The 14857-nt window shown below is 45.7% G+C and carries 11 protein-coding genes; 8 read left to right on the top strand and 3 right to left on the bottom strand.

The features are described from left to right. The first annotated feature begins 84 nt into the window (after positions 1-84). Positions 85-3036, top strand: a complete 2952-nt coding sequence (locus LZG73_RS13365; protein WP_233850180.1) for an FAD-binding and (Fe-S)-binding domain-containing protein — start codon at positions 85-87, stop codon at positions 3034-3036. 7 nt (positions 3037-3043) lie between these two features. On the opposite strand, the gene LZG73_RS13370 is transcribed toward LZG73_RS13365, so the two are convergent. Next, positions 3044-3289 (bottom strand): YrdB family protein, encoded by a 246-nt coding sequence (locus LZG73_RS13370; RefSeq protein ID WP_233850182.1) that lies wholly within the window; start codon positions 3287-3289, stop codon positions 3044-3046. 211 nt (positions 3290-3500) lie between these two features. On the opposite strand from LZG73_RS13370, the gene LZG73_RS13375 reads away from it, so the two are divergent. Further along, positions 3501-4241 carry a hypothetical protein gene (locus LZG73_RS13375; protein ID WP_233850184.1) on the top strand — a complete coding sequence of 247 codons (741 nt, stop codon included), beginning with the start codon at positions 3501-3503 and terminating at the stop codon, positions 4239-4241. A gap of 82 nt (positions 4242-4323) precedes the next feature. Here the strand turns inward: LZG73_RS13375 and LZG73_RS13380 are convergent, their stop codons facing one another. Both LZG73_RS13380 and LZG73_RS13385 read right to left on the bottom strand, forming a co-directional pair. Then, a complete protein-coding gene (locus tag LZG73_RS13380; protein WP_233850186.1) occupies positions 4324-5784 on the bottom strand; it encodes a SusD/RagB family nutrient-binding outer membrane lipoprotein in 1461 nt (486 codons plus the stop codon). 23 nt (positions 5785-5807) lie between these two features. Further along, positions 5808-8945 carry a SusC/RagA family TonB-linked outer membrane protein gene (locus tag LZG73_RS13385; protein ID WP_233850188.1) on the bottom strand — a complete coding sequence of 1046 codons (3138 nt, stop codon included), beginning with the start codon at positions 8943-8945 and terminating at the stop codon, positions 5808-5810. A gap of 279 nt (positions 8946-9224) precedes the next feature. Between LZG73_RS13385 and thrA the strand changes: the two genes are divergently transcribed. From thrA to LZG73_RS13415, 6 genes are all read left to right on the top strand, one after another. Further along, positions 9225-11681: a bifunctional aspartate kinase/homoserine dehydrogenase I gene (thrA, locus tag LZG73_RS13390; protein WP_233850191.1), complete on the top strand. Its 2457-nt coding sequence runs from the start codon at positions 9225-9227 to the stop codon at positions 11679-11681. Positions 11682-11725: 44 nt separating this feature from the next. Then, complete coding sequence (locus LZG73_RS13395; RefSeq protein ID WP_233850193.1) at positions 11726-12064, top strand: nucleotidyltransferase domain-containing protein; 339 nt, start codon at positions 11726-11728, stop codon at positions 12062-12064. Continuing rightward, positions 12061-12453, top strand: a complete 393-nt coding sequence (locus LZG73_RS13400) for a HEPN domain-containing protein (RefSeq protein ID WP_233850195.1) — start codon at positions 12061-12063, stop codon at positions 12451-12453. The genes LZG73_RS13395 and LZG73_RS13400 overlap by 4 nt, the downstream gene beginning before the upstream one ends. Next, the gene (locus LZG73_RS13405) at positions 12450-13379 is read left to right on the top strand and encodes a homoserine kinase (RefSeq protein WP_233850197.1); all 930 of its coding nucleotides are present in this window, start codon (positions 12450-12452) and stop codon (positions 13377-13379) included. The genes LZG73_RS13400 and LZG73_RS13405 overlap by 4 nt, the downstream gene beginning before the upstream one ends. Before the next feature lie 74 nt (positions 13380-13453). After that, positions 13454-13780 (top strand): iron-sulfur cluster assembly accessory protein, encoded by a 327-nt coding sequence (locus tag LZG73_RS13410; RefSeq protein WP_233850199.1) that lies wholly within the window; start codon positions 13454-13456, stop codon positions 13778-13780. Between the two features lie 125 nt (positions 13781-13905). Beyond that, complete coding sequence (locus tag LZG73_RS13415; RefSeq protein ID WP_233850201.1) at positions 13906-14802, top strand: sugar phosphate nucleotidyltransferase; 897 nt, start codon at positions 13906-13908, stop codon at positions 14800-14802. Positions 14803-14857 lie beyond the last annotated feature (55 nt).

Genomic DNA, 14857 nt, shown 5'->3' on the forward strand with positions numbered 1-14857 from the left:
AAAAGTGTGCCAATATACGTAAGAAACGTGCGTCATTGCCCGGCACTTCTTTTTAACTTAGCTTTTTAATCCTTGCTTTTTCGAATGAGTCGCGTATCCATTATTCAGTTCAATGACCTCCGCTCCCGCTTTTCCGGCGAGCTTTATTTTGACAATTCTTCTTTGCACGCCGCACAAAAGGCGATCTATGCGACAGATGCGTCGGTCTATCAGGAAATGCCATTAGCGGTTGCGCTTCCGAGAACGGTCGAGGACATTCGTCATTTGATTGAATTTGCAGGGAAAAATAAAGTAACGCTTATTCCGCGTGCAGCGGGAACTTCATTGGCAGGACAGGTCGTAGGAAGCGGCATTGTCGTTGATATCTCTAAGCATTTTGGAAAAATAATTGAGGTCAATGCTGCCGAAAAGTGGGTTAGGGTGCAACCAGGCGTGATTCGTGACGATCTCAACAAGCATCTGGCTGAATATGGCCTGCTTTTTGGCCCTGAAACTTCAACGGCCAGCCGGGCGATGATTGGCGGAATGATCGGCAACAATTCTTGCGGACTGCATTCCATCACTTGGGGTGCCACGCGGGATCACTTGCTGGAAGTAAAAGCATTGCTTTCCGACGGTTCAGAAGCCGTTTTTAATAACCAGTCAACGCAGGATTTTATAACAAAAATATCTCAGAAACAAGTTAAAGGGCAGCGGGAACAAGCGATTCTCGCCGGAATGTACGGCCTGGTTTCTAATCCTGTGGATCAGGAATTGATCAAAAAACAATTTGCAAAACCGACGGTTACGCGGCGAAACTCAGGTTATGCATTGGATGCGCTCGTGCGGGCTTTTGAAAAAGATCAAATCAATCTCTGCAATCTGATCGCAGGGTCGGAGGGGACTTTGTGTTTTGTTACTGAGGCCAAATTGGCATTGGTGGATGCGCCTCCTGCTTCTGTCGGAGTTGTTTGCATTCATACGGAGTCGCTCGTCGAATCGCTTCATGCCAATCGCGTCGCCATGCAGTTTGACCCAAAAGCTTCCGAGCTGGTCGACCGTTACATCATGGATTTTACCAAAGATCACACCGTCTATTCTCAAAACAGGTTTTTTCTGCAAGGCGATCCTGCGGCGTTGCTGCTGGTGGAATTTTGGGGCGAGACCGACCTGGAAGTTCAGTTGCAAGCCGAAAAGCTTGTCCATGCGCTGAAAAATGAAAACCTGGGTTATGCCTATCCATTGCTGTTTGGAGGCGACGCGGATAAGGCCTGGGACATTAGAAAAGCCGGGTTAGGCTTAATTAGAAATTTGCCAGGTGACACCCAGCCCGTTAACCTGATTGAGGACTGCGCGGTGGCGGTGGAGGATTTGCCTGCATACATTGCTGATTTGGCGGATTTATTGAAAAAACACAACCTGCACGCTTCCTATTATGCACATGCCGGAGCAGGCGAATTGCATGTGGAACCCATGATCAACCTGAAAACGGAGGCGGGTAAACAACTTTTTCGGCAGGTTTTGGCAGACACGGCAGCATTGGTAAAAAAATACAACGGATCACTTTCTGGTGAACATGGCGATGGCAGGTTAAGAGGCGAATTCATCCCATTTATGATGGGCGATGAGGTGTATGAAATGTTCAGGCAAGTGAAGCGGATCTGGGACCCGGATGGGATTTTCAATGCCAATAAAGTTGTGGATACGCCGCCGATAAATGAGTTTTTGCGCTATGAACAGGATAAGCCGCAGCCAGAGATCAAAACCATTTTCGATTTTTCCAAACAGGAAGGCATGCTTCGGCTGGCTGAGAAGTGCAGCGGATCGGGAGACTGTCGCAAAACCGAGCTCACGGGCGGAACAATGTGCCCCAGTTACATGGCGACGCGTCGGGAAAGAGACACCACGCGGGCCAGAGCCAATATTTTGAGACAATATCTGACGCCAGTCCATAAAAAAGAGCCGATTGTAGCCACACAGGACATGGTTAGGGAAGTGCTGGATCTGTGTTTGTCGTGCAAAGGTTGCAAATCCGAATGTCCTTCCAGCGTGGATGTGGGCAAAATGAAAGCCGAATTCACACAACAATATTACGAAACCCACGGCGTCCCGATGCGGAGCAGGTTGATTGCCAATTTTTCAAAACAAATGAAATTGGCATCCATTGCGCCTTGGGCTTTCAACGGAATCTTCGGTAATCCGGCATTGCGGAAAATTGCCAACAAAATGGTTGGCTTTCACCCGGAGCGTTCTATGCCGCATTTGCATGCGCAAACATTGCGAAATTGGTTCGAAAAAAGGCGCAAATCAAATCAGTCCTTCGAGCGGAAAGTGTTTCTCTTTTGTGATGAATTCACCAATTATAACGACGTTGAAGTTGGCAAGAAAGCGGTCGAATTGCTTGAAGCGGTGGGTTATGAAGTGATCATTCCCAATCACGTCGAGTCAGGAAGGTCTTATTTGTCCAAAGGTTTTGTGAAAGAGGCGCAGCAGCTGGCAATCAAAAATGTATCGTTACTTAATGATCTGATCACTTATGACACACCGCTGATCGGCATTGAACCGTCCGCAATCCTTTCATTTAGAGATGAATACATTGATCTGGTTCCGGCAGAGCAACGGGAAAATGCTGTCAGAATATCAGAGAATGCGTTGCTTTTTGAAGAGTTTATTGCGCGGGAAATTGACGCCAAGCGAATCACTAAAAGCGTTTTTACACAAAAAAAGCAACTCATTAAGTTGCACGGGCATTGCCATCAGAAAGCATTATCAACATTAACAGCATCCAAAAAGGCACTTTCACTTCCCGAAAATTATCAGGTTCATCTCATTCCTTCCGGATGTTGCGGCATGGCTGGCTCGTTTGGCTATGAAGAGGAGCATTATGACGTTTCGATGCAGATTGGAGAACTTGTGCTCTTTCCAACCGTTCGCCAGCAGCCTGAGGAAGTGATTATAGCCGCTTCCGGGACAAGCTGCCGTCACCAAATAAAAGATGGAACAGGACGTTTATCACAACATCCTGTCGAAATTTTATGGGACGCACTAATCAAATAGCAAACGCTTATTCTGTTTTACGGACATTCTCCATTATCGTGTCGGATGCAACGCTATCCGCAGTTGCCGCTCCTGACGCCTCGGAATTCTGTTCTGATGGAGTTTCAGACTCAGTAAAGTTCTCGTTATGATTAAAAAAGCCTCCCCAAAAAGCAATTGCCATTAATAAGATCCCCACACCCAATATCCACTTCCAAACATTTTTAGTATTCTTTGTGCCCCTAGCTTGATCGTCAGTTTCTTTCCTGTCCATGATTCAATGATTTAGTTTATCCGCACCGTTACCAAATTTATACCAATGGCTTTAAACAGCTTTTACATCGGTTTATATAACATTGTGTTGATAAAATTTCCCCAAACCAATGGATTTGAAAAAAATGTAATAAAACAGGTATGTTTGATGTTAACTTAGTTGAAAATTGGAAACACTCGCAGCAACCTCTTAACGATATTTGGCCATATTTATGAAAATCTCCCTCAATTGCCTTTCGCTGATTATTGCATTTTTCCTAGTAACAAGCATTGAAAGCAAGGCGCAGAACACACGCAGTTTTTTCTCGGTTACAGGCGGTTATAGCTTACCAGTTGGCGAATTAGCTCGTGAGAAACTTGACGATCCATTTGCCGGCTTAACCAGTTCCGGTATTTTTGGGCAGGCCAATTATGATTTTCGTGTTGCACGTTGGATCGGTCTTCGTGCTTCGGGAAGTATGAACATTAATAAGACGAATTCGCAACCGATATTGGACAAAGCCAATGACTATGCCCGGGTTCTGGGAGAAACATTCACCTGGCAAAGCGAGGTTTCGAATTGGAAACTGAATGCATTAATGCTCGGGCCCGCTTTGTACATTAACATGAATCGGGTGCAGCTTGAATTTCATGCACAGGCGGGAAAAGTTTGGGCGAACTCACCAACCGTTGATTTAATAGGAACTTCGGAAGCAGGTGGGGAACCGATTACGGTTAGTCTGAAAAAAGTGTCCACTTCGGCATTTGGGCTTGCCGGTGGCGGAAGTTTGCGTGTGCCGTTGTCAGGTGCGCTATTTTTCCAGGTTAATGCAGATGTGATCGGTGCGGAAGCAGAAATTAAAGATGTTTACATTCGCGCCGTTCGTGGGCCGCTTGAAATTGCGGATAAGATTAGTGAAAAGCGGTTTATCGGTGTGGTGAATGTAGGCGCAGGATTTGGATTTGCATTTTAATAAAGACATTCTCATAAATGAAAACGGGTCGGATGCCGCACGCATCTGACCCGTTTCATTTTACACACTTACCAATCTGCACTTACTTGGCGAACCAAAGTTTCATTTTCATATCATTCTTGCCACCCTGGCTGGCCAATGCCGCCGAAAAATTCTCGTAGTTCAACGATTCTTCCGAGCCTGGGTAAGGCATCCGCGTAGGAATGATATTCTGGTTTGTATTCAAAACCGGCGCTTGCAAAGCAGGAATTCCCGTTCTACGATATTCCGTCCAGGCCTCCAATCCTTGTCCGTAAAGCGCGATCCATTTTTGCTCCATGATTTGCGTAAAACCCGCTGCGCCTGCCTTTAATGCATTGGCAGTCAGATATGCTGGTGCAACCGTTAGCTTATATTGGGCGTGTGAGGCAGTGATTGCATCCGTGTAATTTTTCGCAACGTCACCCGCAGCCGCAATGCCTTTGTAGGCAAATTCAGCTTTCAAAAACAGCAACTCCGCATAACTCATGATCACGCCCGGGGCCGTAGGGGCCACAAAATAAGCGCCTACCCGCGATGTATTTTCCAGCCCCAGCTTGCCCGCCTCTGAGGAAGACAATCCGTTCGGAACACCCACATATGCAGGTTCAAGCGTCGACAGATTGGCGAAAACTGGCAATCTCGTGTCATTTAAAGCTTTGAGTTTGTTAACCAATGTCGCACTCACACGGTGGTCATCGCGCGTTTTGCGGTTAACATTCACGGGATTTTGGTTATTTGTAACGTCCAGATAATTAAGCTGAATGTTTTCCGCCACGGAACCGATTACCGGATATTTAACAGGATCACTCAAAATACGCGTAACTTCTGCTTTCACGTCAACTGGTGCATCCGCTTTATCGATCATGCGGCTTAGAATGCGCAGACTCAATGTGTTCGCAAACTTTTTCCATTTGGTCAAATCATTCGCAAAGAGAATATCACCGCTGATCGCGATGCTTTTGTCCGTTGTGTTAATGGCCTCGCCTGCGGCTTTCAATTCAGCGATCAAGCCCGCATATACATCTTTTTGCTTGTCATATTTGGGGAGCAAATTGCCTTCCAGTCCTTGTAAAGCGTCCTTATAGGGAATGTCGCCATAAGTGTCTGTCAGCAATGTGAAGACCCACGACCGCATAATGATGGCGACGGATTGGTAATTGACATTGTTGGTTTCTACACCGATTTTGTAAATGCGCTGATAATCAGCCAAGGATTCAATGTAAAGTCCCTGCCAACCAGCCGTGTACACGTCGCTTGACACCGTGTATTGGTCAATGTCAGTGTATTGGATCCTTGCCCAATGTTGTGAAAAGCCGTCGCCCACATCCATCCCGAGTGAACCGCCCCAGAAAATATCGACGGCGCTTTGAATGCCATGCGGCAAAAACAGATCCGCCGTTCCGGTTGCGGCGCTGTTGTTGTTGGTGTTAATCTCGTCAAAATCGCCTGTGCAACTCGCAAATCCCAATAAGGAAGCCGAAAGCAAACCTTTGAAAATGAAGGAATTTATATGTTTTTTCATGTCAATTCGTTTGATAAAATGTCTTATAAATTAAAGCTGATGTTGAAGCCCACTGTTTTCGTAGTTGGGATCTGGCCATTTTCGATGCCTTGCAGGTTACCATCATTATAATAGCTGGTTTCGGGATCAATGTGCGGCAAATTGCTTTTCAGCAAAGCAAGGTTACGCCCCACGACCGAAATCGCGATGTCACGGAAAGGCAGCTTGTTGAAAACTTTGCCCGAGATCATATAAGTTAATTTTACCTCACGCAGCTTCACATAACTCGCGTCAAAAATGGTGTTCTCATTATTAGTCAGCAAGTAATATTTATGGTGATATTCTTCTGATGAAATGCGCTTCTCATTCGGCACATATTCGGGCGCAGCAGCAGTTCCTTTATTAACCACACCGGCACCAATAATGCCTTCCTCACGACCCAATGTTGTCTCTTTCAAAACACCCGTGTAGCGACCAATGTTGATCGATTGAGAGAAGATGTCTCCGCCCGATTTGATATCAATCAATGTGCTCAAAGAGAATTTCTTGTAAGTAAATGTGTTGGAAATGCCGCCAATCCAGTCAGGCGTGAAACTTCCCAGCACGCGGCTTACGGGATCGATCATTGGATAACCTTGTGCATCGTAAACGATCTGACCATCCGGAGCTCTTAAAAACCCTTTTCCAAAAAATGTTCCGTAAGGCTGTCCGACGCGTGCTTCTACCGAAAGTCCGCGGAATGAGCTCGTTGTAGTTGCTTGTGTCAGCGAATTGTAACTTGTGTTCAGCTGATAAGTTGTAAGTCCTCCGTCAAGCGAAAGCACTTTGTTTTTGTTTTTGGCCCAGTTCAAACCAATGTCCCATTGGAAGTTGTTAAGCTTGACCGGCGTTGCAGTCAGCTGAATTTCAACTCCGGAGTTTTTGATTTTTCCTGCATTCAATAGTTTTGACAAAAAACCTGTTGCATTGGAAATGTTGACATCCAGGATCTGGTTTTTAGAAACTTTGCTGTAATATGTCACATCAATGCCCACCCGATTTTGCCATAATCTAATGTCCGTTCCAATCTCGTAAGAAGAAGTGATTTCGGGTTTGAGCTCCGCATTCAGCATCGCATTGTTTTCGGACAAGCTTGGCGTGCTTCCCCAGGCATTTTCGTATTTGTAAGTGCTCACGAGGCGATACGGGTCCGTATCGTTACCCACCTGCGCGACGCCCGCCCTGATTTTGGCAAAAGAAAGCACAGAGGATCTTACATTGAACATATCCGTGATAATCGCACTCACAGCCGCAGAAGGATAAAAATAGGAGCGGTTATCCGAAGGCAATGTGCTCGACCAGTCATTTCTGGCAGTAAGGTCTACGAAAAGATAATTTCTAAAACCAAGGTTAGCAGAGGCATAAAGGCTGTTTACAGATTTTTTGATAAAACTGTTTTCACCAACCAGTTTCTGGCGAGAGTTACCAAAATTATAAACCCTTGGAATGGCCAACTCGGTCGCGCCCATGTAGTTGCGTTGCGCGTAGTTTGTCCGGTGATTGCCTCCAACATTCGCAGTAATGTCAAATTCGCCAAATTTGTGCGTGGCATTTAAAAGGAAGTCTGAGTTCGATTCGCGAACAAAAATTTGCTCTTCATTATAAGCATCAAATAAATTAGAAGTTCCTATAACAGCCTGGCGGGCAGCGCTTTTTGTCTTGCGGCGATCTTCGTAAAAGTCTGTTCCCGTTCTTCCGGTCAATGTAAGCCAGTCTGTGAATTTATATGTTGCCGAGAAGTTTCCATAAAGGCGGTCTTTTTCATTGGCCCTTGTGCTCTCGTTCAGCAAATAATATGGGTTAGTCCAATAGTTGTCGTTCCAGTTGTTCTGGTAAATGCTGCCCGGCTTTTTGTAAGCGGTTAATTTATCCATATCCACCTGGCGGCCAAACCAGATGAAGTAAAGGCCGAAGTTGTTGCGGTTGTCGCTTCCGTCCTTAATGTAGTTTCCGGTTGCTCTTACGCTCAGTTTTTTGGTCAAATTCCAGCCCGCATTCAGGGAAACCGTGCGGCGTTTGTAATCTGTATTTGGCAAAATTCCGGTTTGGCTCAAATTGGTAAATGACAAACGAAAATCCGCTGTTTCATTGCCGCCTGTAACGGCAACGCTATTCGTATACGTTTTGCCGGTTTCGAAGAATTTGTCAACATTATCAGGGTGCGCGATCCAGGGCGTCGGCGTTCTCGTGCCGTCGGCTGCAATAGGCGAATCGAACTGAGGCAGCAATCTGCCATCCAATTTTGGACCCCAGCTTTCATCGACACCATCACCTTTTCCACCGCCCTTTCCATCTACATAGGAAAACAAGCCGCCCGCGCCTTGTCCATATTCGTTCTGCCATTCGGGCAACCTGAAAGGACTTTCGAATGCTGTGTTTGTGTTAAATGACACGCCAATTCCCTTTGTCCCTTTTCCGCTTTTGGTCGTGATCAGAACCACACCGTTCGCGCCGCGCGAGCCGTAAAGTGCCGCCGCGCTAGGTCCTTTCAAAACGTTGATCGACTCCACATCGTCCGGATTGATCGACGCCGCAGCATTGCCATAATCCACGCCCGTTCCCGAACCGAAGTTGCTGTTGTCCACCGGAACGCCGTCCACAACGAATAAAGGCTGATTATTGCTTCCGATTGAGCTCGCGCCACGAATGATCATCCGCGAAGACGATCCCGGCGCACCGTTGGAATTGGTTACCTGCACACCTGCAAGCCGTCCGGAAAGTGAGTTAACGAGGTTCGTTTCGCGTGCTTGTGTCAACGTTTTTCCGCTTACTTCCTGCACCGAATAGCCCAATGCTTTTTTCTCGCGCGCTATGCCCAGGGCCGTTACCACAATTTCGCTGAATTGCGTCGCATCCTGTTCCAGCTTAATGTCGAGTGTGGTTTTTGAGCCGATGGGAAGTTCGAGCGTTTTGTAACCAATGAAGGAAACTACAAGCGTTGCGCCAGCTGGGGCGCTCATCGTAAACTCGCCGTTGGCATCGGTTGTGCTTCCGCGGCTGGTGCCTTTAATGAGGATGCTGGCTCCCGGAAGATTTCCGTCGTCAGACTGCACCTTTCCCTTGATGTTCAGGTCCTGTGCAAAGCTTGCTCCGGAGAAGAGCAATAGCATTGACAGAAAGCCTAAAGTAAAGACTTTTCTCATAATTGGATTTTTAAGGAGTGAAACTAGTTAGGCAATATTTACACCGAATTATATTCTATTGAATCTGAAATTGGCACAATAAAAACTTAGATAAAAATCTTTTGGTAAAATATTAGTGGTGTCAATTAAGAATATTTGAAATATTATATTTTTCAAATAGATGTTTATATGGGCGATAATCTTTGAAGTATGGGGCGTCTGAATTGTTATATTTGCAATTCGGTTCAAGCTCCTTGAAGGCGAACCTGTGATCATCTGCGTATTCGAATATAGCTTTAAATGAAGGTTCTTAAATTTGGCGGCACCTCTGTCGGTTCGGTTGACAGCATTAAAATAGTAATCCGTATTCTTGAAAAAAACCTGGCGGAAGGAGAGCGCATTGCGGTCGTTTTTTCGGCAATGGGCGGTGTAACCAACCGGCTTATCGAGATCGGTAAAATGGCTGCTGCGGGCAATGCTGAGTACATGGATTTCTTGAAAGGTGTTGAGGAACGCCACTTTGCTGTTGTCCGCGGACTGATTCCGGTGAAGAGCCAAAGCAGCACTTTTGCTGCGGTAAGGGGCATTTTTAACGAGCTGGAAGATATTTTGAGGGGCGTTTCCTGGATTAAGGAGCTTTCCGAGCGGACTTTGGACCTGATCATGAGCTTCGGCGAGCGGCTTTCCACGCTGGTCATCACCGAAATCCTGAAAAGCAAAGGCATCGCAGCTGAGTTTTGCGACGCACGTCAGATGATTCACACCAATGCAACCTATGGAATGGGTGACGTGAATTTCGAGATCACAAACCGACAGATTCTTGAATATTTTGCAAAAACAGCTGCATTACAATGTGTTACAGGCTTTATTGCCTCCACTGCCGAAGGGGTCACAACGACATTGGGCCGCGGCGGTTCGGATTATACAGCATCCATTATAGCAGCAGCGCTGGACGCAAGCTCCATTGAAATATGGACCGATGTTGACGGCATGATGACGGCGGATCCGCGCAAGGTTGCCAATGCATTTACCATTCCTTCCATTTCTTATTCCGAAGCAATGGAATTGTCGCATTTCGGGGCGAAGGTCATTTATCCGCCGAGTTTGCAGCCTGCTTTTGCTAAAAATATTACGTTAAAGGTCCTTAATACATTTAATGTTGATTTTGAGGGCACTTACGTTCAGAAGGCTGCGAATGGCAAGGATTACGCGATTACGGGGATTTCTTCCATTGATGAGATTGCTTTGGTGAACATTCAGGGAAGCGGGATGATTGGCGTTGCGGGGATTTCCGGACGACTTTTTACAGCGCTTTCCAACAATGCTATCAGCGTGATTCTGATTTCCCAGGCTTCATCTGAACATTCTATTTGTTTTTCTATTGATCCAAAAAATGCCCAACGCGCGAGCGAAGTGCTTGAAAAAGAGTTTGCTGCTGAAATTTTATTGGGTTTTATCGACAGCATTGCCATTGAAAAAAGCCTCTCGATCATTGCTATTGTAGGTGAGGGGATGAAAAAAAGCACGGGCGTTTCCGGAAAGTTATTTTCTGTTTTGGGTAAAAACGGGATTAACGTTGTCGCCACAGCGCAGGGTTCTTCAGAGCTGAACATTTCGGTCGTAATTGCTAAAAGTGATCTTTCCAAAGCGCTTAATGCCATTCACGGTGTATTTTTTCAATCCGAAACGCGTTCGCTCAACTTGTTTATTGTTGGAATGGGGCTGATAGGAGGCACTTTACTAGGTCAAGTCAAGAATCAGACAAAATATTTAAGAGAAGAAAAACTGCTAAACCTGAACATTGCGGGACTTTCCAATACGAAGAAAATGTTGCTCGATCCGGACGGCATTCAACCAGACAACTGGCGCGACCGGGTGATGGATGAAGGTGTGAAAACGAGCTTGCCCGCATTTGTACAAAGAATGATCGAGCTCAACCTGCCAAACAGTGTTTTCGTGGATTGCACATCGGATAAGGACATTGTTCAATATTATCACATGCTGCTGGACGCGAGTATTTCGGTGGTTACGCCAAATAAGGTTGCCAATTCGGGCACTTATTCGGAATATGTTTCTTTGCAACGCACTGCACTTCAGCGTGGTGTGAAGTTTTTGTATGAAACCAATGTGGGCGCTGGCTTGCCGATTATCAATACAATTCAGGGTTTAATGGCTAGCGGGGACAAGTTTCTAAAAATCGAGGCAATTTTGTCTGGAACGCTTTCTTATATATTCAACAACTTTGGACCAGGGATTCGATTTGCGGATGTCGTGCGGGAAGCCAAAGTGAAAGGCTTTACCGAACCCGATCCACGCGAGGATTTGAGCGGGGCCGATGTTGCCCGGAAAATTTTAATTTTAGCCCGTGAAGTGGGGGTTCCTTTGGAAGCAGATGAGGTAAAGATAAAAGCCATTCTGCCAGGAAATTGCCTTAATGCACCGACAGTAGATGCATTTTTCCAGGAGCTTGAAATATCGGACAGCTTTTTCGCCAGCATGCAGGCGGAAGCAGAAGCAAAACAGGAAAAGCTGCGTTTTATTGCCACATTGGAGAATGGCAAGGCAAGCATTGAGTTGAAAACCGTTGACAACCAGCATCCTTTCTATACATTATCCGGAAGCGACAACATCATTTCTTTCACAACGGAACGTTACAAAGACCGGCCCCTGGTTATCAAAGGCCCAGGCGCAGGCGCAGAAGTAACCGCATCCGGCGTCTTCGCGGATATTATGAGCATAAGTAGTTATTTGGGGTAAAGGATTTTAACTTGCATAAAGTGTTTAAGGAAAACATTTGAGCTATGAGCACGAGGAAGATTCCAAAAGAGATATCCGCACTAACACAGGAATTTGTAAGCAAGGTAAGCCAGTTATACGGAAACCGGCTGAATAAAGTGATTTTGTTTGGCTCTTATGCCCGCGGAGAGCAGCATGAAGAGTCTGATGTGGATTATTTGGTTGTATTGAATGATGATGAAATCCGTTCATATACCGAGATCGATGTCTTATCTCCCATTTCGAGTGATCTGGGCCTAAAATACGGCTTTTGGATCTCAGCAATTCCTTACACCAACAAGAAATTATACTCTGGAAATACACCTCTCGGTTTTAATGTAATCCAAGAAGGCATCGAAATATGAGTGGAGTGACGCTGCCCAAAATCATTATGAAGATCGAAGAGTTGATCGAAGCGAGCAAAGACAATTATGAAGAGAAACACTTTGAAGCATGCGTAAATCGCTCTTACTATGCAATGTTCCATTCGGTTCAGGCATTTTTGTTTATTCAAAATTTTCATTCAAAAACGCACGTCGGAGCGCATAGCAAGTTTCGTGAACTTTACATAAAGACGGGCCTCTTAGACACCACTCTTACCGACAAATTGCAGCGATCCTTTGTGAAACGACAGTTCAGCGATTATGATTACGAAGAAGTCACAGAAGAACAAGCTGTTGAGGCTATCGAAGATGCCGAGGCTTTTGTGAAAGCGACTATGACATATTTAAAGCAAAACAACCATTTAAAGTGAATTCAGTAAGAGCTTTTGCGCCGGCTACGGTGGCTAATGTTGCGTGTGGGTTTGATATTTTCGGGTTTGCTATTGAGGCGCCGGGGGATATTGTGGAAATAAAAAAACGTGATGAGCCGGGCGTTGTCATTACCGAAATTACGGGAGATGAAGGCCGTTTGCCGCGCAGTGCTGATAAGAACGCTGTCACCGTTGTAATGCTGCATTTGTTAAAGCATTTGGGCATAACCGATTTTGGCTGTGAAGTCGTTTTGCATAAAAATATGCCTCTGGGAAGCGGAATGGGGTCTAGCGCAGCAAGTGCCGTTGCCGGCGTTGTGGCGATGAACGAACTGCTGGGTAATCCGCTCAGTCGCCAGGATCTGCTGCCGTTTGCTATGGAAGGCGAGAAAATTGCTTCGGGATCGGCGCATGCGGATAACGTTGGTCCGTCGCTTTTGGGTGGTTTTGTGGTGATCAGGAGTTACAATCCGCTGGATATTTTTACGATTCCAATTCCCGATGACTTGTATTGCACGCTCGTTCACCCGGACATTGAGATCAATACAAAAGACGCGCGTTTCATTTTGAGAAACGAAGTCTCACTTAAAAATACAATCGCTCAAATGGGCAATGTTGCAGGGCTTGTCGCGGGCTTAATGAAGTCTGATTATGAGCTGATTGGCAGATCCATGGTGGATGTGATCATTGAACCGGTAAGATCCATTTTGATTCCTGAATTTAAGGAAGTTAAGCAATCGGCCATAGCAAATGGCGCGCTTGGATGCAGCATTTCCGGTTCCGGGCCATCCATGTTCGCACTAAGCAAGGGCGCGACGAATGCGGAAAGCGCTGGAAAAGCAATGCAGGAAAAGTTTGCCAATGCAGGAATAGAATCCAGCATGCACGTTTCGAGAATCAATAAAAAAGGCGCGGCAATTCTGTAACTATGTGCCTTTGCGTGAACTTTATCATTTGTTTCAGACGTTAAATATTGACGAATACAAAACTTAGAAATACCATGGTTACTGTAAGTGATACCGCCAAAAATAAAATTGTTGAACTCCGCCATGCAGATGGTCATTTGGAGGATTATCAGATTCGTGTAGGCGTTTTGGGAGGTGGCTGTTCGGGTTTGACTTATAATCTTGAATTCAACTCCGAGACCAATCCGAATGACATGGTTTTTGAAGATAAAGGCGTGAAAATCATCGTTGATAAAAAGAGCATTCTTTACCTTGCTGGAACCACACTGGACTTTTCTGATGGCTTAAATGGCAAAGGTTTTCAATTCATTAATCCCAATGCAACCCGCACTTGCGGCTGCGGCGAAAGCTTCGCAGTATAACGATATTCTTAAAATATTTTATTTTTTAAAACGCGTTCTGAAAACTCAGGCGCGTTTTTTTTATAAAACCGAATCGCCTTAATTTGTCGCTCCAAGAAGCAGGCATACACATTAAAACAATTTGAATGAAACCAACTCTTTTGATTTTAGCTGCCGGCATCGGTAGCCGTTACGGAGGCATCAAGCAACTGGATCAATTCGGTCCGAATGGGGAGACAATTATCGATTATTCCTTATATGATGCCATACGAAGCGGTTTTGGTAAGGTAGTATTCATCGTGCGTCAGGAAATCAGGGAGAGTGCGGAGGTCATTTTCGCGCCCAAGCTTGAAGGAAAGATTGCATTTGATTTTGCAATACAAGGAGTGCAATCATATGTTCCGGAAGATCTGGGCAAGGTAGACCGTTTGAAACCCTGGGGAACCGGGCATGCAACATTGTGTGCATGGCCCAAGACGGAAACTCCATTTGCAGTGATCAACGCAGACGATTTTTATGGTAGAGACGCGTTTGCGACAATGGCCGACTTCCTGACCAACGATACCAATGAAAAGCAGCACGCAATGATTGGTTATGAGCTCAAACGCACTTTATCCGAAAACGGAACCGTCTCGCGCGGCATCTGCGTAGAAAGAGCCGATCACAATCTTGAATCTGTCGTGGAGCGGACCAAAATTTTCGAAGAAAACGGCGCGATTTATTTCGAGGAAAACGACATTAAAACGAAGCTAGCGCCAGAAACACCCGTTTCAATGAATTTCTGGGGATTCAAACCGGGCATGTTCCCAATCACAAAAGACTTGTTTGAGACTTACGCCAGAGAAAACATTGACACGCCAAAAGCAGAATTTTACATCCCAACCGTGATGACGCACATCATCAAAAACGGCCTTGGCGACTGCCGCGTCTTCCGCAGCTCATCCGACTGGTTCGGCGTAACCTACCCAGAAGACAAACCAGCAGTCCAAGCATCGCTAAACGCATTGCACACAGCTGGGATTTATCCTGAGAAGCTTTGGTAACGTTTGCGAAAGATATCTTTTAACGCAAAAAGACCTCATTTGAGGTCTTTTTGCT

It is taken from the genome of Dyadobacter sp. CY326 (assembly GCF_021390515.1).
Lineage (GTDB): Bacteria > Bacteroidota > Bacteroidia > Cytophagales > Spirosomataceae > Dyadobacter.